Consider the following 25,910-nt stretch of genomic DNA (forward strand, 5'->3'; position numbering starts at 1 on the left):
TAGGAGCGACGACGATACCCGAGACGACTGCGACACGGGAACCGATAACAGCCGCCCGCCGAACCTGACAGCAGAACGACTTTCTCCGACGGCTCGGAAGGGAGCGCCATGCGACAGCCCTCCACCGAACACCTCCGCCTCGGCCTCGCGGTCCTCCTGATATTCACGCCGCTTTGGGGGCCGGCGCTCGGGCTCACCGGCCCGACGTACACCTACGAGTCCGCCGAAATCAGGGTCGAGGATAACCGTCTCGTCGTGCCCGACCGCGACGCTCGCTCGGAGTTGCGGCACGGCATCGACGGGTTCGCCTGCTCGGTCGGGTCGTCGGCGACGCGCTACTGCGCGCTGGAGGCCGCGACCCTCAACGAGACGCTCGCAGTCGACCACCCGGACGTGAAATTCAGTTCGTCCGGGCATCTCGACGCCGACGAACTGTATCTCGCCTACTACGACGGCCGTGTCTTCGAGCGCGAATCGACGTGGGAGGACGGCCGGTACGTCCTCTCGACGGCGCGCGTCCCGGCCGCGGCGGCGCTGGACCATATCGCTCGGCCCCCGGACCGATACCCGACCGCGTGGACGGCTATCGAGAACGGGTCGGGGACCGCGGACCGCGAACTCTGGCCGACGGACGCGGGCGCGAGAGTGTTCGAAGTCGACGGCGACTACTACCTCGTCTACCGGACCGGCGTGGACCGCCCGCTTCCGTCGTCGCCGGCGGCGGAGGAGGCACTGACGTGGTTCGCGGTCGTTCTCGGGTCGGCGATGCTGTTCGGCCGCGGCGATGACGACGACTGGTCGTAGTCACGTTCTCCGGGGCTGACAGGAAACGGCCGCCCGTCGCGGAGAAGAGGAATCGAAGTCAGTCGGTTATTCGTCCAGTCGCTCGCGGAGCAACCGGTTCACGGTGCCGGGGTCGGCGCTTCCCTGGGACTTCTGCATGACCTGCCCGACGAGGAAGTTCAGCGCGCCGCCCTCGCCGTTGTGGTAGTCCTCGACGGCGTCGGGGTTCTCGTCGATGGCTTCCTGGACGAAGCCGCCGATTTCGTCGTCGTCGGCCTTGCCCAGCCCCGCTTCGTTGACGATGGTGTCGGGGTCCTTGCCCTCGTCGAGCATCTCGCGGAGGACGATTTCCTCGGCGTTCTTCGTCGTCACCTCGTCGGCGGCGACGAGTTCGACGAGCCGCGTGAACTCGTCGAGGCGGTCCGACACGTCCGTGATGTGCATATCGCGGTAGTTGAGTTCGCCGAGGAGGTTGTCGGCGACCCACGTCGCGGCGAGGTCGGCGTCGAACTCGGCGGCTACGTCCTCGAAGAAGTCCGCGACCTCCTTGGTCGAGGTGAGCTTCGAGGCGGACTCCTCGTCGATGCCGTACTCGGTATGGAAGCGCTCGCGGCGGGCGTCGGGAAGCTCCGGAATCGGAATCTCCTCCTTCCAGTGGGCGACCTGGAGCGGCGGGAGGTCGGCCTCGCGGAAGTAGCGGTAGTCCTTTTCTTCTTCCTTCGAGCGCATCGAGACGGTGATGCCGCGGGACTCGTCCCAGTGGCGCGTCTCCTGTTCGACGGCGCGGCCACGCTGGATGGCGTTCTTCTGGCGGGTGACCTCGTAGGCCAGCGCCTTCTCCGCGCCCTTGTGGCTGGAGATGTTCTTGACCTCGGTGCGGTTGGCCGCTTCGAGCGCCTCGTCGGAAATCGCGCCGTCGTCGTCGACCTCGTCGGCGGGGACGAGCGAGATGTTGGCGTCGATGCGGAGCGAGCCGTCGCGGGTGGCGTCGAACACGCCGAGGTATTCGAGCACCTCTTCGAGCTTGGCGAGGAACGCGCGGGTCTCCTGCGGGCTTCGGAAGTCGGGTTCGGTGACGATTTCGACCAGCGGCGTGCCGGCGCGGTTGTAGTTGACGAGCGTGTAGTCCGCCGTGTCGATGCTGCCGCCTTTGTGCTGGAGGCTCCCGGGGTCCTCTTCGAGGTGGGCGCGCGTGATGCCGATGTCGCGGCGGGTACCCTCGACGGACACTTCCAGCGTCCCGTCGGCGCAGATGGGCGCGTCGTACTGGGTAATCTGGAAGTTCTTGGGCAGGTCGGGGTAGTAGTAGTTCTTCCGGTGGAAGCGGGTGTCCTCGGCGATGTCGGCGTTCAGCGCCTTGCCGATTTTGACCGCCGACTCCACCGCCGCCTCGTTGAGCACCGGGAGCGCGCCCGGCAGCCCGAGACAGACGGGGCACACGCGGGTGTTCGGCTCCTCGTCCTCGGCAGGCTCGGTCGAACAGCTACAGAAAATCTTCGTGGCCGTCTCGAGTTGAACGTGGACCTCCAACCCGATGACGACCGCGAGTTCGCGCTGTTCGAGCGCTTGCGCAGTCATTGGCCGGGCTTCGACGGCGGTGGGCTAAAGACTAACGGGACTGGTCGCGGTGGACCCCGTTCGCGGGTCGGCGGCCCGACACCGAGCCCTGTGACACCCGACAGACAATCACTAACGAGGTTTTATATACTGGCGTTTCATCACCACGATTTACGGAATTCGTTCACATATGACAAACGATACCACCTCGGATAGATGGGCACCGATTCGGACCGCCGGCCGGCTCTCGGCGCATCTCCGGACGCATCTGACGGTCCTTCTCATCGTCGTCGTCGCGGAACTCATCGGGACGATAACGTTCCCGCTCGGACCGGGCCAGGTCGTGCTCCTGCCGCTTCTGTACGCGGTCGTTCTCGGCCTCGCCCTCAGTTACAGCGTCCTCGGGTCGGTCATCGAACCGCTCCGGTCGGTCGTCGACGAGGACGTGAGCCGCATCGCCTCGCCGCTTCTCGTCGTCGCGCTGATGCCGCTCGGCGTGAAATACGGGACGCTCGTCGCGCCCTCGTTCTACGACCTCGTGGCGGCCGGGCCGGCGTTCGTCCTCCAGGAGTTCGGGAACCTCGGCACGATTCTCATCGCGCTCCCGCTCGCCCTGCTGTTGGGCCTCAAACGCGAGTCCATCGGCGCGGCGGTCAGCATCGCCCGCGAACCGACCCTCGGCGTCATCACCGACAAGTACGGCATCGAGTCGCCCGAGGGCCGCGGCGTCCTCGGCACCTACATGACCGGAACGGTCCTCGGAACCGTCTTCTTCGGCCTGCTCGGCGGCTTCGCGCCCGCGACGGGGCTGCACCCGCTCGCGCTCTCGATGGCCTGTGGCATGGGGTCGGCGAGCATGATGACCGCCTGTTCCACGTCGCTGGCGGCCGCCGTCGGCGGTGCGGGCGTCGCCGAGGACCAGATTCTGAGCTTCGCCGCGACGAGCAACCTCCTGACCGGCATCACGGGGCTCTACATGGTCATCCTCGTCGGCCTCCCGGTCATCACGCGTCTGTACGCGGTCCTCGCGCCCGTGTTCGGCCGCGACACCGCCGCGGCCGATGGAGGTGAGTGAGATGTCGATGTCGACCCCGGAGTTCTCCGTCGAGTCGCTGAAGATGCTGCTCGTGGTGGCGTTCCTGACGCTGACGGCCAACTTCATCGCCACCGGCACGGGCTTCGTCGCCGCGCTCCCCGGCATGGCGCTCATCGTCGTCCTCGGCCTCGTCGCCCTGCTCATGGGGCGGCTGATTCCGCTGGACCTGCCGGCGTTCGCCTACGCGATGGTGCTCGCGTTCGCGCTCGCACTGCCGTTTTCGCCGGTGCAAGCGCCGTTTCTCGCCGCGGTCGGAGAAATCGATTTCCTCGCCACGACGACGCCGATTCTCGCCTACGCGGGCCTCTCTATCGGCCTCCAGACCGGGAAGATGAAGGAGGTCAGCTGGAAGCTCGTCCTCGTGGCCGTGTTCGTCTTCTTCGGTACGTTCTTCGGCTCGGCGCTCATCTCGCAGGCCGTGCTGTCCGCACAGGGGATTATCTGATGTCGCGCCTCACGACCGCCCGCCGTCCGCGCCGGGGTGAGACGCGATGACCGACGACCGCGTCGCGGCCCTCAAAGCCCGCGTCTGCGACGCTATCGACGACCGCGCGGACGAGATTATCGACTTCGCGAAGGACGTGCAGGCCGAACCGGAACTCGGCTACAAGGAGGTGAAGACGACCGAGAAGGTCGTCTCGCTGTTCGAAGACCTCGACCTCGACGTGGAGACGGAGCTGGCGATTACCGGCGCTCGCGCCCGCGCGGGGTCGGGCGACTTCGTCGCGGCCGTCCTCGGCGAACTCGACGCGCTCGTCAACCCGGACCACCCGATGGCGGACCCCGAGACCGGCGCGGTCCACGCCTGCGGCCACAACGCCCAACTCGCGAACCTCGTGGGGACCGCCTTCGGCCTCGTCGGCAGCGGCGTCGTGGACGACCTCGACGGCGCGGTCGAGTTCGTCGCCGTCCCGGCCGAGGAGTATCTCGACCTCGACTACCGGCGCGGCCTGCTCGACGCCGGCGACATCGAGTTCTTCGGCGGCAAACAGGAGCTCATCCGCCGCGGCTACGTCGACGACTGGGACGCCGCCGCGATGATGCACGCCGGCAGCGACACGCCCGAGCGGACGATTACGAGCGACTTCTCGACCAACGGCTTCGTCGGCAAGTTCGTCACCTACCGCGGGACCGAGGCGCACGCCGGCGCGGCCCCCGAGGAGGGCGTCAACGCGCTCAACGCCGCGATGCTCGGGATGAACGCGGTCCACGCCCAGCGCGAGCGCTTCCGCGACGAGGACCACGTCCGCGTCCACCCCATCATCACCCGCGGCGGCGACGGCGTCAACGTCGTCCCCGCCGAGGTGACGATGGAGTCGTACGTCCGCGCGGCCTCGGTCGAAGCGGTCGCGGACGCCAACGAGTCGGTCAATCGGGCGCTCGCCTCGGGCGCGATGGGCGTCGGCGGCGATGTGGAAATCGAGGACTACCCCGGCTACATGCCGCTTCGGACCGACGAGACGATCGTCGCGTTCTACGACGAGAACGCCCGCGACATCGTCGGTCCCGACGCGGTCACGCCGGGGACGCCGCACCTCTCGGGGTCGACCGACATGGGCGACATCACGCAACTCGTCCCCGGCATCCACCCGTGGACCGGCGGCTTCGAGGGCGCGGTTCACGCCCGCGACTTCCGCGTCGTCGACGAGGAGATGGCCTACGTCATCCCCGCGAAGCTCACCGCCTGCACGCTGGTCGACCTGCTCACCAGCCCCGAGGCGATGGCGGCGGTCCGCGAAGCGAAAGCCGAAAAGCGCAGTCGCGAAGAGTACCTCGACGCGGTCCGGTCGCTCCGGGCGACGACGACCGAGTCGTACCGGGACTGAGATGTCAGCGATGGGGGTTCCGCCCCGGGACCCCCTTCACACGTATCACATTTTCGGTGATTGTCTGACGCACATTTATGTCTCACGCGCGGGGCTATGTTACCCATGAGTAACCGGGTGGAGGAACTCGAATCCAAAGTCGCAGAACTTCAGGCCGCCGTCAACGGGCTCACCGAGGAGCTCGTCGAGACCAAAGAACGGCTCCGCCAGCTCGAAGACGCCAACGACGTGCAGGTCCCCTCGCGGGCCGCGACCCGTCGCGGCGACTGGGAGACCGAAGACGAGGCCGACGCGGAGGCCGCCGCCGCGGAGCCCGCCGACGCCGACGAGACCTCGCCGGCCGACGCCGACGAGACTAAACCGGACGAGGCCGACGAGACTGACGAAGGGGACGGCGAGACGCCCGACGACGATATCATCGTCGCGTAATCGGGCGCGCCGTCCGAGCGAGCGCGCCCCGTGTTCATGCGGCGCGTTCCACCTGCGGGCGTCGCCCGCGTGAACACCAACCCATGCACATCAAAGAGCTCGTCCTTGACGGTTTCAAGAGCTTCGGGCGGCCGACTCGCATCCCGTTCTACGAGGATTTCACGGTCGTTACGGGCCCGAACGGTTCCGGCAAATCGAACATCATCGACGGCGTCCTCTTCGCGCTCGGCCTCGCCCGCACTCGCGGGATTCGCGCCGAGAAGCTGACGGACCTCATCTACAACCCCGGCCACGCCGACGGCAGCGACGAGGCCCCCGACAAGCCCAAGGAGGCCAGCGTCACGGTCGTCCTCGACAACTCCGAGGGGACGCTCGACCGCTCGCAGGTCGTCAACGCCGCCGGCACCGACAAAGTCGGCGGCGTCGAGGAGATAACTATCAAGCGCCGCGTCAAGGAGACGCCGGACAACTACTACTCGTACTACTACCTCAACGAGCGCTCGGTCAACCTCTCGGACATCAAGGACCTGCTCGCGCAGGCGGGCATCACCCCCGAGGGCTACAACGTCGTCATGCAGGGCGACGTGACCGAAATCATCAACATGACGCCCTACCAGCGGCGGGGCATCATCGACGAAATCGCGGGCGTCGCCGAGTTCGACGAGAAGAAAGACGCCGCCTTCGAGGAGTTGGAGGCGGTCGAAGAGCGCGTCGACGAGGCGGACCTCCGCATCGAGGAAAAGGAGACGCGACTCGACCAGCTCGCAGACGAGCGCGAGACGGCGCTCACCTACAAAGGACTCCGCGAGGAGAAAGAAGAGTACGAGGGCTACCTGAAGGCCGCGGAACTCGAAGACAAGCGCGAGGACCTCTCGCGGACCGAATCGCGCATCGAGTCCACCGAAGCCGACCTCGAAGCGTTACAGGCCGAACTCGACGAGCGACAGGGGAAAGTCACTCGCCTCGAAGAGGACCTCGAAGACCTCACCCGCGAAATCGAGCGCAAGGGCGAGGATGAACAGCTCCGCATCAAGTCGGAGATGGAGGAGATAAAGGGCGACATCTCCCGGCTGGAGAACGCCATCGAGGCCGCCGAGGAGAAGCGCGACGACGCCGAGGCCGAGCGCCGCAAGGCGTTCGTCGACATCGACCGCAAGCAAGAACAGATTGACGACCTCGAAGACGACATCCGCGAGGTCAAAGTCGAGAAGGCGTCGGTCAAAAGCGACATCCAGTCCAAGCGGGTCGAACTCTCCGAGGTGCAGGCCGAAATCGACTCGGTGGACACCGAGTTCGACGAGCTGAAGTCCGAACTCGCGGAGCGAAAGGAGACGCTCGACGAGCTCAAAGACGAGAAGAACGACCGCCAGCGCGCCAAGGACCGCCTGCTCGACGACGCGCGCCGCCGCTCGAACCAGATTTCGGAGACCCGGGACGAACTCGAACGCGCCCGCGAGCGCATCCCCGAACTGAAGGCGACCGTCTCCGACCTGCACAGCGAACTCGACACCGCCGAGAAGAACGAGGCGAAGATAGACGGCGTCATCGAGGACTTGCAGGCCGAGAAGGCCGACCTGAACGACGAACTGTCCGAGGTCACGGACGAACTCCAGACCAAGCAGTCCGAGTACGCCCGCCTCGAAGCCCGAGCCGGCAAGGACGGTGATAACTCGTGGCCCCGCGCCGTCACGACCATCCTCAACGCCGGCATCTCCGGCGTCCACGGCGCGGTCGGCCAACTCGGCTCCGTCGACGGCGAGTACGCGAAAGCCTGTGAGACGGCCGCCGGCGGTCGCCTCGCCAACGTCGTCGTCGACGACGACGGCGTGGGGTCGTCCTGTATCGACCACCTGAAGTCCCGCAACGCGGGCCGCGCGACGTTCCTGCCCATCACGAAGATGGACAACCGGAGCCTGCCGCGCGAGCCCGACAACCCCGGCGTCGTGGACTTCGCGCGCAACCTCGTCGACTACGATTCGCAGTACGAGTCGATTTTCTCGTACGTCCTCGGGTCGACGCTCGTCGTCGAGGACATGGAGACCGCCCGCGACCTGATGGGCGACTACCGCATGGTCACCCTCGACGGCGACCTCGTGGAGCGCTCCGGCGCGATGACCGGCGGCTCCGGCGGCGGCTCTCGCTACTCGTTTTCGAAGTCCGGCGAGGGCAAACTCGACCGCCTCGCGAAGGAGATTACGAAGCTCGAAGACCGCCGCCGCTCGCTCAACGAGGAGATTCGCGACATCGATGACGACCTCGACGACGCCCGCGGGCGGGCTTCCGACGCCGCCGACCGCGTTCGGACCATCGAGCGCGAAATCGAGGACGCCGAGGAGGATATCGAGGAGGCCGAAGCCGAAATCGACCGGCTCGAAGACCGCCTCGACGAACTCCAGTCCGAACGCGAGTCGGTGGACGAACAGATGTCCGACCTCGACGACGAAATCGCCGACCTCGACGACGAAATCGAGACGGTCGAGGCCGAAATCGAGGACATCGAAGCCGAACTCGCGGACTCCGAGATTCCGGAACTCACCGCCCGCGCCGACGAGATTCGGGCGGCGCTCGACGACCTCGAAGACCGGATGTCCACGCTCGACGGCCGGCTCAACGAGATTCAACTCGAAAAGCAGTACGCCGAGGACGCGGTCGACGACCTCCACGACACGGTCGAGGCCGCCCAGAACCGCAAGGCCGAGGCTCGGGAGTCCATCTCCGAGGCGGAGTCGAAAATCGAGGAGCGCGAGGACGACCTCGAAGCCAAGCGCGAGGCGGTCGCCGAACTCGAGGAGGAACTGGTCGACCTCAAGGAGGACCGCACGGAGCTCCAAGACGACCTCCGCGAAGCTCGGAGCGCCCGCGACGAGAAGAAAGACCGGGTGAATGCGGTCGAATCCAAGCTCGAAAGCATGCGCTCGGCCGCCGAACGGCTCGAATGGGAAATCGACGAACTCCAGTCGCAGGTCGGAGACTACGACCCCGACGAGATTCCCGACCACGACACGGTCGAGTCGGAAATCGAGCGACTCACCGAGGAGATGGAGGAACTCGAACCGGTCAACATGCTCGCTATCGACGAGTACGACGACGTGAAAGCCGACCTCGAAGCCCTCCAGGAGCGCCGCGACGTGCTGGTCGAAGAGCGCGACGCCATCGCCGACCGCATCGACCAGTACGAGTCCCAGAAGAAGGCGACGTTCATGGAGTCGTTCGACGCCATCGCCGAGAACTTCACGGACATCTTCGAGCGCCTGTCGAACGGGACGGGGCACCTCCAGTTAGAGAACCCCGACGACCCCTTCGAGGAGGGCCTGACGATGAAGGCCCAGCCGGGCGACAAGCCCATCCAGCGCCTCGACGCCATGTCCGGCGGCGAGAAGTCGCTGACGGCGCTCGCGTTTATCTTCGCCATCCAGCGGCACAACCCCGCGCCGTTCTACGCGCTCGACGAGGTGGACGCCTTCCTCGACGCCGCGAACGCCGAGCGCGTCGGCCAGATGGTCGACGACCTCGCGGGCGACGCCCAGTTCGTCGTCGTCTCGCACCGCTCTGCGCTCCTCGAACGCGCCGAGCGCGCTATCGGCGTGACGATGCAGGGCGACAACGTCAGCGCGGTCACGGGTATCCAGTTCGGCGGCGACGGCGGGGCTGGAAGCGACGGCGGTGACGGCCGCGACGCGGACGGCTCGGGCGGCGACGACTCCGGCGACTCCGACGGCGGCGACCGCCCCGACGACGACGCGGACGGTGGTGACGGCGGCGAGGCCGACGCGGACGTGGAAGCGGAGGTTCCGGCGGATGACTGACGACATCCCCGAACTGAACCTCTCTCGCGGGCGCGGCGAGCGAGACGGAAGCGACGGCGACGACGATGACGACGGGGTCTTCTCGTTCGCCGGCGACGACGCCGCGCCCGACTCCGAGGCAGACGCCGCCCCCGCCGAACCCGACGCGATGGACGAGGTACTCCCGGAGGACGTCTCCGAGTCGGACGACGACGAGGTCGAACCGGTCGAACTCCTCGTCCAACTCGCCAAGGAGGGAACCATCGACCCGTGGGACATCGACATCGTGGAGGTCACGGACGCGTTCCTGAACCGCCTCGACGCGATGGACCTCCGGACGACCGGCCGGGCGCTGTTCTACGCGAGCGTCCTCCTGCGCATGAAGTCGGACGAACTCCTCGCCCCGGACGAACCCGACGAGGAGGAACTCGAACCGTGGGAACTCGCCTTGGAGAGCGGCGGCGACGAGGGCCACCCCGGCGACGACGGCGAGGGGCCACCCGGGTTCGACCCAATCGACGCGCTGGAAGACGAGATGGACCGTCGGCTCGAACGCAAGCACGCCCGCGGGTCGCCCGAAACGCTGGACGAACTCGTCCGCGAACTCCGGGAGGTCGAACGCGGGTCGTGGTGGAAGCGCCGCCGAGAGTACGACACCTCCGAGTCGCCCCGCGGCTTCTCCCGCGGGACGCAGACGCTCGACTACCACACGCCCGGCGAGATGCGCGGCGCGGGCGAACCCACCGAAGACGACGTGACCGGGACCGCCCACAACGAGGACATCGAGGCGGTCGTCGAAGCCGTCGGCGACGTGCTCGCCACCCACTACGAGAAGGGCCGCGACGAGGTGCTGTTCGCCGAGATACGCGACGTGGCCGACACCGTGATGACGACCTATCTCGCGCTCCTGTTTCTGTCCCACCGGGGCACGGTCTACCTCAAGCAGGACGACCTGTTCGGCGACCTCTGGATTCGGAACCCCGAGGTGTTCGACGCCGACGACGCCGACGACGCCGACAGCGACGACCCCGAACTCGAAGCCGAGGCCATCGCGGACGACTAGCTATTTTATCGGGCCCGCCGTCACTCTCGGACGTGCCCCATCCGACCCTGCTCTCCAGCACGCTCCGACGACTGACGGTCGCGGTCTCGCTCGTCACGTCGACGCTGTTCGCGGCGCTCGCGGCGGCTATTTTGTTCCCCCAGTCGGCCATTTGGACGTGGGCGCTCCTGTTTTTCCTCCCCATCTTCTGGCTGCACTGCTACTTTCCCGGCTACGTCTCGTACAGTCCGACCGCGTTCGGTCGCGTCCGCGAGGTGGTCACGTCGCCGCGGGCGGTCCGCGAGTGCGTCGTCTGCGGCGAGGCCGACGACCGGGGCGTCGCCCGGGCGTTCAGCACGCAGTTCGTCGTCGCGGGCATCCCGCTCGCGACGACCGACCGCGGGGAAAACGAGTACTGCACGCGCTGTCACGGGGTCGAGTTCTCACCGACCGATGAAGCGGCGCGTGGCGAACGCGAGGTCGGGGAGTCGGAAGGCGACTCGGGCAAATCCGCAGAACTGAACGACTGAGACCGGCTCAGTCGACGTACTCGTCGATGAGTGGCGCGAGCTTTGCTTTCGTCTCGGCGGGGATGGCCTCGTCGGGCGTGTTGATGGTCCCTTCGAGCGCGGAGTGACTGTCGGTCTCGTGGCCGTCGGGAATCTTGCGGATGGCGGCCTCGACGGTCTCCTTGATGGCCTCCTCGTTGGCGGCGGCGTTCTTCAGCACCTCGTCGAGGGTGACTTCGCTGTCGTCCTTCCAGACGTCGTAGTCGGTGACGCCGGTGATGGTCGCGTAGGCCATCTCGGCCTCGCGGGCGAGTTTGGCCTCGGGGATGGTCGTCATGCCGATGACGTCCCAGCCCTGCGCGCGGTAGTGTTCGCTTTCGGCCTTCGTGGAGTACGACGGCCCCTCGATGCAGACGTAGGTGCCACCTTCTTGGACCTGCGCGTCGGTCGCCTCTTCGGCGGCCTCGGCGAGGATGGAGACGAGTTCCTCGTCGTACGGCATCGCGAAGGGCTGGTGGACGACGATGCCCTCGTCGAAGAACGTCAAGGGGCGGTGTTTCGTGCGGTCGTAAATCTGGTCGGGGACGACGAGCGTCTGCGGCGGCAGGTCCTCTTTGAGGCTGCCGACGGCGTTGCTGGCGAGGACGTGGGTGACGCCGAGCTGCTTCAGCGCGAAGATGTTCGCGCGGTAGGGGAGCGTCGTCGGCGAGTGCTGGTGGTCCGGGCCGTGTCGCGGGAGGAAGACGACCTCGCGGCCGGTGTCACCGAACTCGCCGACGACGGGCGTCGTCGAGGGTTCGCCGAACGGCGTCTCGACGGGTTCCTCGCGGGTGTTCTCCAGCGGGAGCGCCTCGTAGATACCGCTGCCACCGATGAATCCGATTTTCATACTCGAAGGTCGGGGAGGGCGCACAAAATCGTGGCGAAACGGGCGCTACACCACGAAGCCGTGGTTCAAGAGGTAGATGAGCACCGAGAGCGCGGGCACGCTGAGGAGCGTCGTCGCGAAGACGGCCGCGGAGACGAACTCGGCGAGCGAGGTGGCAGAGCCGGTTCCCGAGGCGTCGCCGAACTCCGCGACGAGGATGAGCGGCGTGACCGCGGCGGGCATCGCGGATTCGAGGACGAACGTCCGCGCGACCGTCGGGTCGCCGAAGCCGGCGACGAGCGCGACGCCGACCGCGACCGCGGGCGCGACGACTATCTTGAGCGCGGCGACGACGCCGACCTCCGAGAGCGTCGAGCCGAGGTCGGCACCCGCGAGTTGGATGCCGAGGATGAGGAGCATCATCGGAATCGACGAGTCGCCGACGAGCCTGAGCGTCTCCATCGCGGGGACGCCCGTCGGCGGGACGACGCCGAGCCAGCGAGCGGCGAGCGCGGCGACGACGGCGTAGACGAGCGGGATTCGGACGATGCGTTCGAGGCCGACGCGCCACCCCGGCGGGGCGTCGTCGCGGTCGGCTCCGCGTCCGGCGATATACACGCCCAGCGTGTAGATGAGGACGCTCTGGACGGCGAGGTAGACGACGGCCGTCGAGCGGCCGGTATCGCCGAAGGCAAAGGAGCTGACGGGGATGCCGTAGTTCCCCGAGTTCGGGAAGGCGGCGACGAGGACGAGCGCGCCGAGGAGGGGGTCGGAAATCCCCGCGAGTCGGGCGACGCCGCCCGCGACGAGGAGCATGGCGACGTGGTAGGCGACGACGCCGGCGGTGAGGGCGGCCAGCGTCTCGCCGGCGAGTTCGGTCGTCGCGAGGCTGTAAAACACGAGGACCGGCGCGAGGACGTACACCGTGACCGTGTTGAGCGGTTCGGGGTCCACGTCGCGGACGCGACCGAGGAGAAAGCCCACCGCGCCGATGGCGAGAATCGGCAGGAGCGCGCCGGCGAAGATAGAAAACAGCGACATGCGCGTGCCGAAGCGCGTCACGCAAACGAACGTTTCGCTTCGAGCGAGTCCCGACGGAACTCGGACGCAGGCGGCCGGAGAGACAGCCGAAACTGGGTGTCGAAGCGGACCCGAGAAGGAGCGCGAGGTCGAACGAAGCCGGGCGGACCGAACGAGCCGGTTTCAGGCCCCGACGCCGTCGTTTTCGAGGAGACGCCACGCGCCGTCGCCGGTGGACTCGACGTAGCCGCGGCGCTCCATCTCGGACATGACTTCCGGCATCCGGTCGGGTTGGGCGATTTCCATCTCGATGCGGTCCACGTCGTGGAACTCCGCGAGGTAGTGGCGGATGTCTTCGAGTTCGAACGTGTCGTCGTCGGCTTTCGCCATGACGCCCGAGGTGAGGTCTATCATGTCCTCGATGAAGTTCCACGGGTAGACGACCCACGCCCACTCTTCGAGGCGCTCGCCGACGTAGTCGGGTTCGAACTCGCTGGTCTGGAGGAGTTGGAGCGTCGCGGTCCGGACCTCGCCCGCGTTGCGCTCGTTGACGTACTCGTGTGCGCGCTTGATGGAGCCGCCGGTGTCGGCGATGTCGTCGATGATGAGCACGTCCTTGCCCTCGACGCTGCCTTCCGGCATCGGGTAGCGGACCTCCGGCTCGTTCGACTTCTGGGCCGTCCCGACGTAGTGTTCCATCTTCAGGCTCGTCAGGTCGTCCAGCCCGAGGAAATCGCAGATACACCGGCCCGCGAACCAGCCGCCGCGGGCCAACGCGACGATGACGTCGGGTTCGAACTCGGACGTTTTGACCTCGTCGGAAACGTCGCGGCAGAGGCCGTAGATGTACTCCCAGTTCGTGATAGTACAGTTAAACTCGTCGGGGAGGTCGCCCATATCTTCCGTTCACCGTGCGTACTGCCGCGCCTGACGCCCTTTAATCTGTACGACTCGGCCCGCCCGTGTGTCGGCGTGCCAAAACCCCCCGAACCGACGTTATTCGGTGACTAACCGGAGAACCAGACGTTCAGGCGGATACTAACGCATGTTAACAAGGGACATAGTTATATCGAGTGCCGGAGTATGCGGATTTGTAGGTGAAATAGAATGCACACGTGTGGTAACTGTGGTGAGTTCGTCTCCCGCGATTTCGTCCGCGTCTTCGGCAACGACATGGACGAGGTCGTCGGGTGTCCAGCCTGTATGAACATGCGCGAAGTGACGCAGGGCGACGGCGCAGCTCAAACGAGCGGCCGCGTCCGGTGGACCCGCGCGTGAATCGGTCGCGGTCGACCAACTCGCGCCCGGACCGCGCCCGCTCGTATCGCCCTCCTCCCTTCTCATACGACCCGACCGCCGACCCGCTGGTTTGATACATCGCCGTGTAGTGCGCCTTTCCATGGATAGCCGACGCGCCCTCCTCGTCGACGCCTTCACGACCGAACCGCTGTCCGGTAACGCGGCCGGAGTCGTCCCCGACGCCGACGGACTCGACGCGGAACAGATGCGCGCCATCGCCGCCGAACTCGGCGCGAGCGAGACGGCGTTCGTCTGCTCGTCGGCCGCCGCGGACCGCCGCATCCGCTATTTCACGCCCCAACAGGAAGTCGACCTCTGCGGCCACGCGACTATCGCGGCCCACGCCCACCTCGCGGCCGAACGCGACCTCGAACCGGGGACGCACACCTTGGAGACGAACGTCGGCACCCTCGACATCGAACTCGGTGACCTCGGCGAGGTGTGGATGACGCAGGACGCCCCGACGGTCCGGCCCTTGGAGGTCGACTACGACCGCCTCGCGGCGGCGCTCGGCGTCGACGACGCCGCCCTCCGCGACGTGGGCGCTGACCTCCCCGTCGCGGTCGCCTCCACCGGGCTTCCCTTCCTCGTCGTCCCGGTCAACTTCCTCGAACACCTCTCGGCTGCGGACCCGGACGACGCCGCCATCGCAGACCTCGCGGCCGAACACGACGCGGCGGGCGTCTACGCCTACACCTTCGACGCTATCGACGGCGACTCCACGCTTCACGCGCGGTGTTTCGCTCCCGGCATCGGCATCTCCGAGGACCCCGCGACCGGAACCGCCGCCGGCGCGTGCGGCGCGTACCTCCGGCAGGTCGGCGCGTTCGACTCGATGCCCGACGAACTCCGATTCGAACAGGGCCACTTCGTGGACCGACCGGGAACCGTCCGCGTGCAGGTCGGCGCTGAGATACGCGTCGGCGGCCGCGCGGTGCAGTCGCTCGACGGCGAAATCGTCGTCCCGGAGTTCGCGGACGACGACATCATCGAAGCCTGACTCTCCGGGCTGAAAACGAGACGGGCCGCGAGGGCCGAGGCGGCCTCAGCCGATGTACCGGAGGTCGTCGTCGCTGGCGATGCTCCCCTGCTGTTGCTGTTGCATCTCCTGAATCTTCGCGGCGACTTCCTTCATCTCCTCTGCGCGCTCTTCGAGCGACTCGAAGTCGACGCTGAACTGGAGGAGGTCCTGTAAGACTTCGATGACGACTTGCGCGCTCTGGGGGTCGACGAGGTAGCCGCTCGTCTCGCCCATCAGGCAGGTCGCGTCGAGGCCGCGGCGGCCGCCGAGGCCGAGAAGGAGGCCGGAGACGCCGACGACGCCGCCGGCGGGTTCGCCCTCGCGGAACTCGATGCCCGCCTCGTCGAGTTCGTCGAGGCGGGACTCGTCGGCGACGGCCCCGAGGACCGACGGCTCGTCGACGAGTTCGCCGGTCGGGACGCCGCCCAGCGCGAACAGGCGCTCGACGCCGAACTCCTCGGCGATGTCGAGGAAGGTGTCGGTGAGGTGGTAGTGGCCCTCGTTCGACTGCGCCTGGTGGTCGCCCGTGAGAAGCAGCAGGTCCGGTCCCTCGCCGGGCGTCTCGACGGCGTGAATCGCGACGTGGGTCAGCTCGGCGACGCCCTCGTCGATGCTCACCTGCGGCGGGAACGCGTCGGCGTAGACGCGGCGGACCAGCGTGGCCTCCTCGAACTCCTCCAGCAGGTGCTCGACGGCGAGTTTGCCGACGTTGCCGACGCCCGGCAGCCCCTCGATGAGGACTGGGTCGGTGAGGTCGACCTCCTCGACAGCCTCGATTTCGATGTCGTCCATGCACGTAGTGGCGGCCGCGCCGGTTAAGAGAGCGTCGGTAGCCGAAGACGGAGGCTACTCCGACTCCTCGGCGAGGCGGCGCTTCCGCGCGCGGCGGTACTCGCCGTGGGGGTCCTCGGGATTGTAGGGTGCGGGCGCGCTGTTCTCGGTGGCGGCGCCGCACTCCGGACAGGTCTCAGAAAGCGAGTACACCGGGCGGTCGTGGCGGTCGCGCCACGCGCTGCACACCCGGATGTCTGATTTCATTCGATTACTCTTCGTCGCCGCTGCGTTCGCGGTGGTACTCCGCGGTGCCGCCCGCGGCCTCGATGGCTTCGCGGGCCCGCGCGACGCTCGATTCGAGCTCCGTCTCGGCGGTCTTGTAGTCGGGCGCTTTGACCTTGACGCGGTACTCGGGCGCGCCGACGTACGTGACCGACAGTTCGATTTCGTCGCCGATTTCGCCGTCGCCCTCGGCGGCCTTGAGGGCCTCCTTCACGTCGTCGACGCCGTCGCCAGCGGGCGAGCGCAGGTCGACGTAGCCGGTGACGTTGACGTAGGGGACCGACACGTTCTGACGCGCGGTCTCGACGATGGTTTCGAGTTCGTCGTCGTCGAGTTCGACGCCGTCGAGCGCCTCGATACCGTGAATCGCGGCCTGCTCGAAGCCGTCGTACAGCGACTCGAACTCCGCGAGCAGGGCGTTGGCGATGGACTGGTAGCGGTCGTCGGCGATGTCCTCGCCGAACGCCAGCGCCATCCACTTGTCGGCCTTCTGCTCGTTTTTCCACTCCTGAATCTTCTCTTTGCGCTGGTGCTCGTTGACGTCCTTAATCGAGAGGTCTATCTGCTGGGAACTCTCGTTGACTTCGAGCACTTTAGCGACGACTGTCTGTCCCTCGCGGACGTGGTCGCGAACGTTCTTGATCCATCCGCTGGCGACCTCGCTGATGTGGCAGAGGCCGCGTTTGTCTTCGTACTCTTCGAGGTCGACGAAGACGCCGAAGTCCGCGATGTCGTCTACCTTTCCGACGACGAGTTCGCCGGGGTCAGGCCATCCGCTGTACTTCATACGAGGTCCTCCAGGGAGTTACGCCTCAAGTTCGTCGCTGTCGCGACGCTCGACCGTCTCGACGACCTCGCCGTGGAACTCGGCGTTGCCGCCGGTCGGCGTGGCGAGGGTCGTCCCGCAGACGGCGCAGTTGACGACCGAGGAGGCTTTTCCGAAGACGACCTGTTCGTTCTCGCAGTCGCTGCACGCGACCTTGTAGAAGTTTCCTGCCATGATTTACTCCTGGAACTCCAGGCGACCGGCGCGCCAGCCCTCGCGCATGTGGGCCTTGCCGCAGTCGGAGCAGATGTACTTCAGGTGGGTCTTCTTCGTCGGCTTGTCGCCACCGGGCACCTTGGAGAACTTACCGGCGTTACCGATAGTGGCTTTGCCGCGTCGCGTCTGACGGGCGTTCCACTTCATTCCGGTCGGGCGTCCCGTCCGGACCTTCTCCACTTCGTGTTCGTGGTGACCCTTGCAGTTCGGGCAGTACGTGTTGAAACGGCGTGGCATCTGCATAGATATCGACCTTGTGGTGGGTTTTGGTGTGGCCCGTTAAAACCCGTTTGGTTCGACGCGGCCCCTGAACCCGCCGTGACCGGGCGTTCGCCGTGTTACGTGTGGGCAGCCCACGGTGACTGCACCGTCCGCGGTCTCCCCCGTCGCACACCGCACGCCGGAAGCCGAAGCGATTAAGCGGTGACTGTGCCAATCCCGGCACATGAAGAAGCTCATCATCCACGGCGACCCCGGCGTCCGGCGCGACGGCGTCATCGAGTACGACGGCGAGGAGTACGTCCTGTTTTCGGTCGACCGGCAGGGCGACTGGCACGGTCCCGACCGCGTCCAGCTGTGGTGTACCGCCGGCACGGAAGACGAGCGCGAGACGTTCGAAAAGCGCGAGTTCGTCCCGCACTGGCTCGAAACCGAGGGCGTCGACGCCGAGGCCGTCGAGGTCGTCCGCGAGCGCGGCGCGGCCTAAGGTAGTCTCGCTTCTTCTACCTCGTAGACCGCGACCGACCCCGACCGGTGGACCGGCGTCAGCCACGCCACGTCCGTCTCTATCTCCCCGTAGCGGGCGCGCTCGCCCGGCCCGACCCACACGTACTGCACGTCGTAGCGCTCGACGAGCCGCGCCCGCGTCGACTCGTTGCCGACGTACATCGCGTCCACGTCGCGCACGCGGTCGTAGTACGCGTCGGGGCCGCGGTAGCCGACTTCGTGCGCCCAGCCGGCGACCGTCGGGACGCCCGTCAGGCTCGATTCGGGATTCCCGCGCCAGTCGTACATGACGTCCTCGCGTTTGTCTGTCACCGCCTCGGACCACTTCGTCCCCGGCGCGGTGAGCATCGTCGGGTTGCCCTCGACGGTCTCGTCGAGCCACGCGATGGCCGTCGACTCGTTTTCGTGCCGCCAGTCTGCGAAGGCCGTCGCGTCCAGCGTCGCCTCTTCTCTGGCCGAGCCGGTGTGTTCGGTGACGGCCAGCCCGCCGTACACCGACGTGGAGGCCACGAGGAGAACGACGAAGCCAACGCCGACGGCGCTGACCGCGCCTCCGCGGACGCCGAGGTCGACCCTCGGGAGCGACACGTCGCTCGCGGCGACCGCGTCGCCGACGAAGCCGGCCAACACGGCCCCCATTACGCTCCCCCAGAGCACCCACACCTGCATGTACGTCTTGAACACCGTGTTCATCCGCCCGGGCCCGGCCTGCTCGTTCACGTAGACGAGTTCGACGAGCATCACGAGGCCCGCGCCGGCGACGACGAGCACCGTTTCGAACCGCGGGTCGTCGGCGAACCGGAGGAGCACCCAGCCGACGGCGACGAGGGGCGCGACGAGCGCGAGCGCGGCGAACGACTGGGCGGCCGCGACGACGGTCAGCGCCGCGAAGCTCCCGACGAGGACGGCCCACTCGCGCCCGCCGAGTCCGTCCTGCGCGCCGAGGCGGCGGACGTAGTAGCCCGCGAACGCCGCGAGGAACGCCCCGTGGACGAGCGCCAGCGCGCCGAACCCGCTTCGCTGGTCGGGCGACAGAAGCTCGACCGTCCGGGCGCTTCCCCCGCCCGCGACCGCGCCGAGGAGGAACGGACTGGCGAGGACGGTGGCGGCGACGCCCGCGAGTCCGACCGCCGCGACCGTGCCGCCGAGGCGGGCGAGTTCGCCCGCGACCGCCGAGCCGCCGACGGCCGAGCGAACGCGCTCTCGCCCCGGAAATAACGTCCACGGGCGTGCGGGCGCGAAGACTATCCCGAGAAACAGCACGCCGAACACCGACGGGAAACTCCACGTGTCGACGACGACTTGGAACGCGCCGACGAGCGTCGTCGCGGCGACGAGGCGTCGGCGCTCACCGACCGCCTCTTCAGGCGTCCGGAAGTACGCGAAGGCGAGGCCGGCCGCGAGGAGCAGAAACGGCGTGCCCATCATGTGGGCGTGGAGGTCGCCGTTGAGCCACGCGAAGAGCGGGAACTCGTTGATGGTGCCCGGAATCACGCGGCTCGCGCTCCAGTACGAGAAGTTCGAGGCCCCGGCGAGCACCTGCTCGACGGTGTATTGCGACCGCTCGGCGACGGCCCGCGCGACGGGCCGGCGCAACCCCTCGGGGAGCGCGGCGAGGAGAAACCGCCCCGCGGTGACGAGGTTGCTGGCGAAGCCGACGAAGAACGCCGACAGCAGGCCGCCGAGCCGACCGTTCGCGCCCGCGGCAGTTGCGACGCCGCGCCCGAGTTCGAACGCCGCAGTGACGAGGACCCCGAAGAAGCCGGCGAGCGCGAGGTTGTAGGCGAACGACGGGTCGGTGGCGGTGAGCCGCGCGAGGAGAATCGACGCGAGGTGACCGCCGTAGTAGTAGCGGACCGGCTCGCCGGCGAACCACATATCCTCCGGCGGGAGGACCGACGCGCGGGCGAGCGACTGGAGGAGGCCGAAGTCGAGGAACTTCTCGCCGCCGCCGGCGTGGACCGCCGGGTCGAGCGCGCGGAGCGCCACGGCGAACAGGAAGGCGACGAGGAACACCGCGGCCGCGTCGGCGACGGCGCGTCGGTCGATGTCGAGGCCGAGTGCGAGTCGGCGGTCGCCGCGGCGAAGCGCGCCGAAGTCGAGGCCCGCGACCGCGGACGCGACGAGGAGCGTCCCGACGCCGGCGACGAGGGCGACGGGGCCGAACGAGAGGTGGCCGACGTAGTAGGCTGGGAGGGTCAACGCGACGAGCGAGACGGGGAGGGCGAGTCCGGCGCCGCGGCCGGGGAGGCGGCGAAACAGGCGGGCCGAGAGGGGAAGGCCGACCGCCCAGAGGGCTGCGAACAGCAGTAACCACCGGACAACGAGGGCGTACTCCATCTATCCGTTGACTGCGCCGCGGATGCAATACGTTTTGTGATGGCCGGTGCGGCCAGAGCGGTTCGCTTTTTACCCCATTGAGTGAATGGTCGTGCATGTCGCAGTCTGTCGGGGTGGTGGTCCCCGCCTATCGACCAGACCCCGAGCGTCTGGTCCCCTACGTCCACGCCCTCGTCGAGTCGCTGGACCCCGATGCGGTCCGCGTCGAACTCGACGCGCCGCGGCCCGAGACGCTCGACGCCCTCGACGCCCTCCCCGCCGTCGCCCGCGTGAACGACGTCGACACCCGCCGCGGCAAGGGCGCGGCCATCACCGCCGGGTTCGAATCGCTTCGCACGGATATCCTCGCGTTCGCCGACGCCGACGGGAGCACGCCGGCCGCGTCGATGGCCGATGTCGTCGCCGCCGTCCGCGACGGTGCCGACCTCGCGGTAGGGTCGCGCCGCCACCCGAACGCGACCGTCGCCTCCCATCAGACGGTCGCGCGGCGCTACCTCGGCGACGGCTTCGCGTGGCTGGCCCGCCACCTGACCGAGGTCCCGTTGTACGACTACCAGTGCGGCGCGAAGGCCGTCACCGCCGCGGCGTGGAACGACGTTCGGACCCACCTGTACGAGCCGGGGTTCGCGTGGGACATCGAACTCATCGCCGTCTCGGGGGCGTTCGGCCACCGCGTGGCCGAGGTGCCGGTCGTCTGGGAGGACCAGCCGAACTCGACGGTCTCGCCGGTCGACACGACGGTCAAGATGGCCCGCGGGTTGCTCCGGTCGCGCCACCGCGCCCGGACGATTCGCGAGGACCGCCTCCACGAACTCATCGACGCGCGGAGCGACGAACGGACCCTCGTCGAGCAGTTCTCGACGGAGGTCGCGGATGACTGACCGGCTCTCGGCGCTCGTCTCCGGCACTCGCTTCGGCAAATTCGCCTCCGTGGGTGCGGTCGGCGCGGTGTTCGACCTCTCTCTGAGCAGTCTCCTCATCGTCTTTTTCGGCGTCGCCAACGAACTCGCGAAGCTCGCCGGCGCGGAGTTGGCAATCGTCGTCATGTTCGTCATCAACGACCGCTGGACGTTCGCGGGCGCGGGCTCGGACCTGCTCACCGCGAAGGTCCGGCGCTTCGTGAAGTCGAACCTCGTGCGGAGCGGCGGCCTCCTCGTGCAGGTGCTCGTCGTCCGGGCGCTCGGGGAGGTACCGCTGTCGATTCAGGTCGCCGGTATCGACCTCTGGGAACTCATCCCGCTGCCCCTCGCTATCGGCGCGTCGATGCTCCTGAACTACGTCGCAGAAAGCCTGTTCACGTGGCGCATCGCGACCCGTTCGAGTCAGCGCGACTCACGGTGAAAATTGACACACGGCTCCCGAAACAGAAGTCTTAACAATAGCAGACTCGTTTGTTGATTCAGCGGGATGGGATAGCCAGGAGATTCCGCCGGGCTCATAACCCGGAGATCGGTAGTTCAAATCTACCTCCCGCTATGGTTTTGCCGACCTCAACTCCTAAGCGCCGAGTCTCGGCTCGGCGCGGCCCACGAGGTCGGCCTCATAGCGCAGTAGATTTGAACCGGGGAGCGTCAGCGACCGGGGTTCAAATCTACCTCCCGCTATTCTCCTGAAAACGACGCCCCAAGCGGGGCGGTTTATCGCGCTGCGGCGGCCCGTTTTCCGTGGTACTCGCAACAGGTAGTTTGAACCAGAGACTCGAACGAAGCGAGAGTCGCGTCGTTCAAATCCCCCCTTCCTTTCTCACAACAAGAGCGACTGCCCACCAGTTGACCGCTTTCGAAGGAGATTTTCGACCCCGACCCAACGAGAGCACAATGAGCGACCTCGAACGAATCTGCGCGGTGGGCGACGTGCCCGACGACACGACCTTTCTCTTTCGGGTCCGCGCGGCCGACGACGCCGACGCCGAGGAACGCGAGGCCATCCTCGTGCGCACCGACGACGGCATCCAAGGCTGGCTGAACTACTGCATGCACTTGACGCACATCAAACTCGACAAGGGGTCGGGCGCGCCGATGCGCAACGGCGAGGTCATCTGCCAGAATCACGGCGCGTACTTCGAGGCCGACACGGGCTACTGCAACTACGGCCCCTGCGAGGGCGCGGTGCTCGACGACCTCGATATCACGGTCGACGGCGACCACGTCTTCCTCTCGGACGACGAGTTCGACTACGTCGGGCAGGGCGAAATCGAGACCGACCCGGCCGACCGGAGTTCGAGTTCGAACGTCGAGTTCTGAGGGCGAGCGCGGCGGGAGCGACAGCAGTTCTCAGTTCTCGTCGCCGCCGACGCTGTCGGCGTCGCCACCGTTGTCGGCGTCATCGCTGCCCCCGTCGCCGCCGTAGTGGCGTCGCTCCACGTAGTCGTCGTAGAGCCGCGAGAGCAGTTTCGTCACCGGGCCGTCACCGACTTCGATGCCGTCGACCGTCTCTACGGGTCGGAGTTCCCACGTCGAGTTCGTGAGGAACGCCTCGTTCGCGTCGCGCACGTCGTCCGGCGTGAAGCGCCGTTCCCGAATCGGGATGCCCTCCTGCCGGGCGAGGTCGAGGACGACGCGCCGGGTGATGCCGGGGAGGACCGGCCCGTCGAGACTCGGCGTGCAGAGCGCGTTATCGTCGACGAAAAAGAGGTTGCTCGTCGCGCCCTCGGTGACGTAGCCGTCGGCGTCGAGCATGAGCGCCTCGTCCGCGCCGGTGACGCGGAGTTCGACGCGGGCGAGGATGCCGTTGAGGTAGTTGTGCGTCTTCGCCCGCGTGGGGAGCGACCGGTCGGGGATGCGCCGGGTCTTGACCGTCTGGACCGTCGCGGGGCCGTCCCACACCGGGTCGGAGCCGCGGCCGCCGCGGGAGAGCGGTTCCACGATGACGACCACGCGGGGGTCGACCGCCTCGGCCGGCGTGAGGCGGCCACCCTGACTGCCGCGGGTGACCGAGAGCCTGACGTACGCCTCGTCGAGGTCGTTCGCCGCCAGCGTCTCGTCGATTCGCGCGCGAAGGTCGTCGTCGGACAGGCCGTGGTCCATCCCGAGCGCGTCGCACGTCTCGGCCAGTCGGTCGGCGTGGGCGTCCCAGTGGAACACCTCGCCGCCGTAGGCGCGGAGCGTCTCGAAGGCCGCGTCACCGTAGAGGAAGCCGCGGTCCGTGACCGGAATCGACGCCGACTCGGCGGGGACGAGCTCGCCGTCGACGTGGTAGCGAAGCGACCGCCCACCGGTGTCGGCGTCGGCGTCGCCATCGCCGTCTCCAACTCCGTCGTCGCTCATCGCTCTCCCTCCCACGCCGCTGCCGCCGGGCCGTCGCCCGCGGCGAGCGCGACGAAGTTGCGGACGATGTCCTTCCCCGAATCGGTGAGGATGCTTTCGGGGTGGAACTGCACGCCGACGTGGGGCTTCTCGCGGTGGCGAACGCCCATCACGACCGCGGGTTCGTCGCCCTCGGTTCCCGTGTCGCCGTCCGAACCCCCGGCCTCGGACCCTTCTGCGACCGTGTAGGCGGTCACCGCCAACTCGGGTGGGACGTCCTCGTGTTCGACCGCGAGCGAGTGGTAGCGGCCGACCTCGATTCGGTCGGGCAGCCCCGAAAAGACCCCTGCGCCGTCGTGTTCGACGAGCGAGGGCTTCCCGTGGACGACGTGGGGCGCGTGGCCGACGCGACTCCCGAGGGCGGCACACAGCGACTGGTGGCCGAGACAGACGCCGAGCGTCGGGTAGTCGAGGTCGCGGAAGACCGACACCGAGACGCCGGCCTCCGCGGGGGTGCCGGGTCCGGGCGAGACGACGATGCCGTCCGGGTCGATGTCGCGCACGTCGTCGGTCGAGAGCGCGTCGTTGCGATAGACGAGCACGTCGTCTGAGCCGTCCGAACTGCTCCCATCCGCGCTCTCGTCACCACCCCGCGCCTCGGAGACCGCCTCGCCGACGTACTGCACGAGGTTGTAGGCGAACGAGTCGTAGTTGTCGACGACGAGGATGCGCGTCATCGCTCCGTCCCCACGGTCATGTTCGCGCGCTCGCCCAGCGCCTCGTCGATGGCGGTGATGAGCGCCCGCGCCTTCGCCAGCGTCTCGTCGTACTCGCGTTGGGGGTCCGAATCGTGGACGATGCCCGCGCCGACGCGGAGGTGGTACTCGTCCTCGAAGCGGACGAGCGTCCGGATGACGATGTTCAGCACCGCGCGGTCGTCGAAGCCGACGGCGAACATGCTCCCGGTGTAGGGGCCGCGCCGGGTGGCTTCGAGCTCGTCGATTATGTCCATCGTCCGGGGCTTCGGCGCGCCCGTGATGGTCCCACCGGGGAACACCGCGGCGATGGCGTCGGCCAGACTGGTCCCCTCGCGGCGGGTCCCCTCGACCAGCGAGACGAGATGCATCACCTCCGAGTAGCGGTCTACCCGGCGGTACTCCGTCACCTCGACCGACCCGTATTCCGAGACTTTCCCGAGGTCGTTGCGTTCGAGGTCGACGAGCATCGCGTGTTCGGCGCGCTCCTTCTCGTCGGCCGTCAGGTCGGCCTCAAGCGCCTCGTCTTCCTCGGGCGTCGCCCCCCGCGGGCGGGTGCCGGCGATGGGTTCGGTGACGAGGCGGTCGCCCTCGACGCGCAAGAGGAGCTCGGGGCTGGCGCTCACGAGGTCGACGCCGGGGAGTTCGAGTAGGCCGGAGTACGGCGCGGGGTTGACCTTCCGGAGCGCCGCGTAGGCGTCCACCGGATGGACCGCGGCGGGCGCGACGAGTCGCTGCGAGAGGTTCGCCTGAAACGTGTCGCCGTCGCGGACGTACCCCTTCGCGGCGCGGACGCGATCAGCGAACGCCTCCCGGCCGCAGGCGCTCTCGAACGTCGCCTCGTCGGCCTCGACGGGCGCGGAGACGGGCGCGGGGTCGCCTTCGACCGCTTCGACGGCGAGGTCGGTCGCGCGCGCTCGGGCTTCGTCGTAGACGGCGTCGAGGTTCTCGTCGGCCTCGACGGCCGGACAGCAGGTGACGCGAAGCGTCGTCTCGCCGTCGTCGGGCCGGGGTTCCGCCCACGACGCCACGAGGTCGTACAGGCCGAGTTGCAGGTGCGGGAGTCCCCGGTCGTCGGTCGTCTGCTCGGGGAGCGATTCGAGTTCGCGGGCCGCGTCGTACGAGAGCCAGCCGAACAGGCCGCAGGGGTACGGCGCGTCGCAGTCGCCGCGGACGAGCGTCTCCGAATCGACGAACGATTCGAGCGCGGCGAGGCTCGGTGCGGTGTCGACGCCGGGGTCTCCCCAGTCGTCGGTCGGGGCGTCAGCGGTCAGGCGCTCCGCGGGGTCGACGCCGAAGGCCCCCCAGCCGGGTTGCCCGCCGGTCGTCTCGTAGAAGAAGCCGCCGGCATCCCGGCGGGCGCGTCGATAGGCGTCGAAGGGGTCCGAGACGGCGACGCGGACCTCGACGGGGACGCGCGCGCCGGGTGACGCGACCGCGGCGGTCGCGCGAAAGTCGTCGCGGTCGGTGACGACGGTCGGTGCGGTCATTACCCACACCAGTCCGTCCGC

At 67.8% G+C, this 25,910-nt stretch carries 27 protein-coding genes and 1 tRNA gene; 15 read left to right on the top strand and 13 right to left on the bottom strand.

The genetic code is table 11. The features are described 5' to 3' along the window. Positions 1-108: 108 nt before the first annotated feature. Entirely contained in the window at positions 109-804 is a 696-nt protein-coding gene (locus DEQ67_RS03550) for a hypothetical protein (RefSeq protein WP_115860325.1), read from the top strand. A 66-nt stretch (positions 805-870) separates the two neighbouring features. Here the strand turns inward: DEQ67_RS03550 and gatB are convergent, their stop codons facing one another. After that, positions 871-2,361, bottom strand: coding sequence for an Asp-tRNA(Asn)/Glu-tRNA(Gln) amidotransferase subunit GatB (gatB, locus tag DEQ67_RS03555; protein WP_115860323.1), 1,491 nt, complete (start codon positions 2,359-2,361; stop codon positions 871-873). A 169-nt stretch (positions 2,362-2,530) separates the two neighbouring features. Between gatB and DEQ67_RS03560 the strand changes: the two genes are divergently transcribed. The 7 genes from DEQ67_RS03560 to DEQ67_RS03590 all read left to right on the top strand — a co-directional run bounded on the left by DEQ67_RS03560 (position 2,531) and on the right by DEQ67_RS03590 (position 11,048). Beyond that, on the top strand, positions 2,531-3,415 hold the full coding sequence (locus tag DEQ67_RS03560; RefSeq protein ID WP_115860321.1) for a DUF3100 domain-containing protein: 885 nt from the start codon (positions 2,531-2,533) through the stop codon (positions 3,413-3,415). Between the two features lies 1 nt (position 3,416). Continuing rightward, complete coding sequence (locus tag DEQ67_RS03565) at positions 3,417-3,881, top strand: hypothetical protein (protein WP_006600620.1); 465 nt, start codon at positions 3,417-3,419, stop codon at positions 3,879-3,881. Positions 3,882-3,927: 46 nt separating this feature from the next. Beyond that, positions 3,928-5,262 (top strand): amidohydrolase, encoded by a 1,335-nt coding sequence (locus DEQ67_RS03570; protein ID WP_004044248.1) that lies wholly within the window; start codon positions 3,928-3,930, stop codon positions 5,260-5,262. 105 nt (positions 5,263-5,367) lie between these two features. Then, on the top strand, positions 5,368-5,691 hold the full coding sequence (locus DEQ67_RS03575; protein ID WP_115802246.1) for a DUF7518 family protein: 324 nt from the start codon (positions 5,368-5,370) through the stop codon (positions 5,689-5,691). A gap of 83 nt (positions 5,692-5,774) precedes the next feature. Further along, the gene (gene smc / locus DEQ67_RS03580; RefSeq protein ID WP_115891353.1) at positions 5,775-9,497 is read left to right on the top strand and encodes a chromosome segregation protein SMC; all 3,723 of its coding nucleotides are present in this window, start codon (positions 5,775-5,777) and stop codon (positions 9,495-9,497) included. Further along, the gene (locus DEQ67_RS03585; protein ID WP_115860799.1) at positions 9,490-10,539 is read left to right on the top strand and encodes a segregation and condensation protein A; all 1,050 of its coding nucleotides are present in this window, start codon (positions 9,490-9,492) and stop codon (positions 10,537-10,539) included. The genes smc and DEQ67_RS03585 overlap by 8 nt, the downstream gene beginning before the upstream one ends. Positions 10,540-10,571: 32 nt before the next feature. Continuing rightward, a complete protein-coding gene (locus DEQ67_RS03590) occupies positions 10,572-11,048 on the top strand; it encodes a hypothetical protein (protein WP_115860317.1) in 477 nt (158 codons plus the stop codon). Between the two features lie 7 nt (positions 11,049-11,055). On the opposite strand, the gene mtnP is transcribed toward DEQ67_RS03590, so the two are convergent. The 3 genes from mtnP to DEQ67_RS03605 all read right to left on the bottom strand — a co-directional run bounded on the left by mtnP (position 11,056) and on the right by DEQ67_RS03605 (position 13,812). Next, on the bottom strand, positions 11,056-11,916 hold the full coding sequence (gene mtnP / locus DEQ67_RS03595) for an S-methyl-5'-thioadenosine phosphorylase (protein ID WP_006600617.1): 861 nt from the start codon (positions 11,914-11,916) through the stop codon (positions 11,056-11,058). A gap of 45 nt (positions 11,917-11,961) precedes the next feature. After that, complete coding sequence (locus DEQ67_RS03600) at positions 11,962-12,957, bottom strand: AEC family transporter (RefSeq protein ID WP_004064954.1); 996 nt, start codon at positions 12,955-12,957, stop codon at positions 11,962-11,964. A 141-nt stretch (positions 12,958-13,098) separates the two neighbouring features. Further along, on the bottom strand, positions 13,099-13,812 hold the full coding sequence (locus DEQ67_RS03605) for a phosphoribosyltransferase (protein WP_004044241.1): 714 nt from the start codon (positions 13,810-13,812) through the stop codon (positions 13,099-13,101). Positions 13,813-14,022: 210 nt separating this feature from the next. Between DEQ67_RS03605 and DEQ67_RS03610 the strand changes: the two genes are divergently transcribed. Together DEQ67_RS03610 and DEQ67_RS03615 are read left to right on the top strand one after the other, a co-directional pair. Next, positions 14,023-14,193 (top strand): DUF7563 family protein, encoded by a 171-nt coding sequence (locus DEQ67_RS03610; protein ID WP_199522542.1) that lies wholly within the window; start codon positions 14,023-14,025, stop codon positions 14,191-14,193. 121 nt (positions 14,194-14,314) lie between these two features. Beyond that, positions 14,315-15,214: a PhzF family phenazine biosynthesis protein gene (locus DEQ67_RS03615; protein WP_006600616.1), complete on the top strand. Its 900-nt coding sequence runs from the start codon at positions 14,315-14,317 to the stop codon at positions 15,212-15,214. 45 nt (positions 15,215-15,259) lie between these two features. Here the strand turns inward: DEQ67_RS03615 and DEQ67_RS03620 are convergent, their stop codons facing one another. From DEQ67_RS03620 to DEQ67_RS03640, 5 genes are read right to left on the bottom strand one after another with little or no spacing between them, the layout of a single operon-like run. After that, entirely contained in the window at positions 15,260-16,027 is a 768-nt protein-coding gene (locus DEQ67_RS03620) for a proteasome assembly chaperone family protein (protein WP_004064950.1), read from the bottom strand. Positions 16,028-16,081: 54 nt separating this feature from the next. After that, positions 16,082-16,273, bottom strand: a complete 192-nt coding sequence (locus tag DEQ67_RS03625) for an RNA-protein complex protein Nop10 (RefSeq protein ID WP_006600615.1) — start codon at positions 16,271-16,273, stop codon at positions 16,082-16,084. A 4-nt stretch (positions 16,274-16,277) separates the two neighbouring features. Then, positions 16,278-17,078 carry a translation initiation factor IF-2 subunit alpha gene (locus DEQ67_RS03630; RefSeq protein WP_004044236.1) on the bottom strand — a complete coding sequence of 267 codons (801 nt, stop codon included), beginning with the start codon at positions 17,076-17,078 and terminating at the stop codon, positions 16,278-16,280. Positions 17,079-17,096: 18 nt separating this feature from the next. Further along, entirely contained in the window at positions 17,097-17,291 is a 195-nt protein-coding gene (locus DEQ67_RS03635) for a 30S ribosomal protein S27e (RefSeq protein ID WP_004044235.1), read from the bottom strand. Positions 17,292-17,294: 3 nt separating this feature from the next. Continuing rightward, a complete protein-coding gene (locus DEQ67_RS03640) occupies positions 17,295-17,576 on the bottom strand; it encodes a 50S ribosomal protein L44e (protein ID WP_004044234.1) in 282 nt (93 codons plus the stop codon). 202 nt (positions 17,577-17,778) lie between these two features. On the opposite strand from DEQ67_RS03640, the gene DEQ67_RS03645 reads away from it, so the two are divergent. Then, on the top strand, positions 17,779-18,039 hold the full coding sequence (locus DEQ67_RS03645) for an HAH_0734 family protein (RefSeq protein ID WP_004044233.1): 261 nt from the start codon (positions 17,779-17,781) through the stop codon (positions 18,037-18,039). Here the strand turns inward: DEQ67_RS03645 and DEQ67_RS03650 are convergent. Further along, positions 18,036-20,399 (bottom strand): DUF2298 domain-containing protein, encoded by a 2,364-nt coding sequence (locus tag DEQ67_RS03650; protein ID WP_115860315.1) that lies wholly within the window; start codon positions 20,397-20,399, stop codon positions 18,036-18,038. The genes DEQ67_RS03645 and DEQ67_RS03650 overlap by 4 nt on opposite strands. 95 nt (positions 20,400-20,494) lie before the next feature. Between DEQ67_RS03650 and DEQ67_RS03655 the strand changes: the two genes are divergently transcribed. The 4 genes from DEQ67_RS03655 to DEQ67_RS03670 all read left to right on the top strand — a co-directional run bounded on the left by DEQ67_RS03655 (position 20,495) and on the right by DEQ67_RS03670 (position 22,642). After that, entirely contained in the window at positions 20,495-21,280 is a 786-nt protein-coding gene (locus DEQ67_RS03655; protein ID WP_115860313.1) for a glycosyltransferase, read from the top strand. Beyond that, the gene (locus tag DEQ67_RS03660) at positions 21,273-21,740 is read left to right on the top strand and encodes a GtrA family protein (RefSeq protein ID WP_006600612.1); all 468 of its coding nucleotides are present in this window, start codon (positions 21,273-21,275) and stop codon (positions 21,738-21,740) included. The genes DEQ67_RS03655 and DEQ67_RS03660 overlap by 8 nt, the downstream gene beginning before the upstream one ends. A gap of 60 nt (positions 21,741-21,800) precedes the next feature. Further along, positions 21,801-21,875: transfer RNA gene (locus DEQ67_RS03665), tRNA-Met, on the top strand. A 341-nt stretch (positions 21,876-22,216) separates the two neighbouring features. Continuing rightward, positions 22,217-22,642: a Rieske (2Fe-2S) protein gene (locus DEQ67_RS03670; RefSeq protein ID WP_004064939.1), complete on the top strand. Its 426-nt coding sequence runs from the start codon at positions 22,217-22,219 to the stop codon at positions 22,640-22,642. Positions 22,643-22,672: 30 nt separating this feature from the next. Here the strand turns inward: DEQ67_RS03670 and DEQ67_RS03675 are convergent, their stop codons facing one another. Genes DEQ67_RS03675 through pabB form a run of 3 tightly spaced genes read right to left on the bottom strand, consistent with a single transcriptional unit; the run spans position 22,673 to position 25,889 of the window. Further along, positions 22,673-23,665 (bottom strand): aminotransferase class IV, encoded by a 993-nt coding sequence (locus DEQ67_RS03675; RefSeq protein WP_115860311.1) that lies wholly within the window; start codon positions 23,663-23,665, stop codon positions 22,673-22,675. Then, positions 23,662-24,381, bottom strand: a complete 720-nt coding sequence (locus tag DEQ67_RS03680; protein ID WP_115860309.1) for an anthranilate synthase component II — start codon at positions 24,379-24,381, stop codon at positions 23,662-23,664. The genes DEQ67_RS03675 and DEQ67_RS03680 overlap by 4 nt, the downstream gene beginning before the upstream one ends. Continuing rightward, positions 24,378-25,889 carry an aminodeoxychorismate synthase, component I gene (gene pabB / locus DEQ67_RS03685; protein ID WP_115860307.1) on the bottom strand — a complete coding sequence of 504 codons (1,512 nt, stop codon included), beginning with the start codon at positions 25,887-25,889 and terminating at the stop codon, positions 24,378-24,380. The genes DEQ67_RS03680 and pabB overlap by 4 nt, the downstream gene beginning before the upstream one ends. Positions 25,890-25,910 lie beyond the last annotated feature (21 nt).

The sequence above is a fragment of the Haloferax sp. Atlit-48N genome, from assembly GCF_003383015.2.
Lineage (GTDB): Archaea > Halobacteriota > Halobacteria > Halobacteriales > Haloferacaceae > Haloferax > Haloferax volcanii.

Coding starts and splice junctions, on each gene's coding strand:
- DEQ67_RS03550 (WP_115860325.1), top strand. CDS start 109: ATGCGACAGCCCTCCACCGAACACCTCCGCCTCGGCCTCGCGGTCCTC.
- gatB (WP_115860323.1), bottom strand. CDS start 2,361: ATGACTGCGCAAGCGCTCGAACAGCGCGAACTCGCGGTCGTCATCGGG.
- DEQ67_RS03560 (WP_115860321.1), top strand. CDS start 2,531: ATGACAAACGATACCACCTCGGATAGATGGGCACCGATTCGGACCGCC.
- DEQ67_RS03565 (WP_006600620.1), top strand. CDS start 3,417: ATGTCGATGTCGACCCCGGAGTTCTCCGTCGAGTCGCTGAAGATGCTG.
- DEQ67_RS03570 (WP_004044248.1), top strand. CDS start 3,928: ATGACCGACGACCGCGTCGCGGCCCTCAAAGCCCGCGTCTGCGACGCT.
- DEQ67_RS03575 (WP_115802246.1), top strand. CDS start 5,368: ATGAGTAACCGGGTGGAGGAACTCGAATCCAAAGTCGCAGAACTTCAG.
- smc (WP_115891353.1), top strand. CDS start 5,775: ATGCACATCAAAGAGCTCGTCCTTGACGGTTTCAAGAGCTTCGGGCGG.
- DEQ67_RS03585 (WP_115860799.1), top strand. CDS start 9,490: ATGACTGACGACATCCCCGAACTGAACCTCTCTCGCGGGCGCGGCGAG.
- mtnP (WP_006600617.1), bottom strand. CDS start 11,916: ATGAAAATCGGATTCATCGGTGGCAGCGGTATCTACGAGGCGCTCCCG.
- DEQ67_RS03605 (WP_004044241.1), bottom strand. CDS start 13,812: ATGGGCGACCTCCCCGACGAGTTTAACTGTACTATCACGAACTGGGAG.
- DEQ67_RS03610 (WP_199522542.1), top strand. CDS start 14,023: ATGCACACGTGTGGTAACTGTGGTGAGTTCGTCTCCCGCGATTTCGTC.
- DEQ67_RS03615 (WP_006600616.1), top strand. CDS start 14,315: ATGGATAGCCGACGCGCCCTCCTCGTCGACGCCTTCACGACCGAACCG.
- DEQ67_RS03620 (WP_004064950.1), bottom strand. CDS start 16,027: ATGGACGACATCGAAATCGAGGCTGTCGAGGAGGTCGACCTCACCGAC.
- DEQ67_RS03625 (WP_006600615.1), bottom strand. CDS start 16,273: ATGAAATCAGACATCCGGGTGTGCAGCGCGTGGCGCGACCGCCACGAC.
- DEQ67_RS03630 (WP_004044236.1), bottom strand. CDS start 17,078: ATGAAGTACAGCGGATGGCCTGACCCCGGCGAACTCGTCGTCGGAAAG.
- DEQ67_RS03635 (WP_004044235.1), bottom strand. CDS start 17,291: ATGGCAGGAAACTTCTACAAGGTCGCGTGCAGCGACTGCGAGAACGAA.
- DEQ67_RS03640 (WP_004044234.1), bottom strand. CDS start 17,576: ATGCAGATGCCACGCCGTTTCAACACGTACTGCCCGAACTGCAAGGGT.
- DEQ67_RS03645 (WP_004044233.1), top strand. CDS start 17,779: ATGAAGAAGCTCATCATCCACGGCGACCCCGGCGTCCGGCGCGACGGC.
- DEQ67_RS03650 (WP_115860315.1), bottom strand. CDS start 20,399: ATGGAGTACGCCCTCGTTGTCCGGTGGTTACTGCTGTTCGCAGCCCTC.
- DEQ67_RS03655 (WP_115860313.1), top strand. CDS start 20,495: ATGTCGCAGTCTGTCGGGGTGGTGGTCCCCGCCTATCGACCAGACCCC.
- DEQ67_RS03660 (WP_006600612.1), top strand. CDS start 21,273: ATGACTGACCGGCTCTCGGCGCTCGTCTCCGGCACTCGCTTCGGCAAA.
- DEQ67_RS03670 (WP_004064939.1), top strand. CDS start 22,217: ATGAGCGACCTCGAACGAATCTGCGCGGTGGGCGACGTGCCCGACGAC.
- DEQ67_RS03675 (WP_115860311.1), bottom strand. CDS start 23,665: ATGAGCGACGACGGAGTTGGAGACGGCGATGGCGACGCCGACGCCGAC.
- DEQ67_RS03680 (WP_115860309.1), bottom strand. CDS start 24,381: ATGACGCGCATCCTCGTCGTCGACAACTACGACTCGTTCGCCTACAAC.
- pabB (WP_115860307.1), bottom strand. CDS start 25,889: ATGACCGCACCGACCGTCGTCACCGACCGCGACGACTTTCGCGCGACC.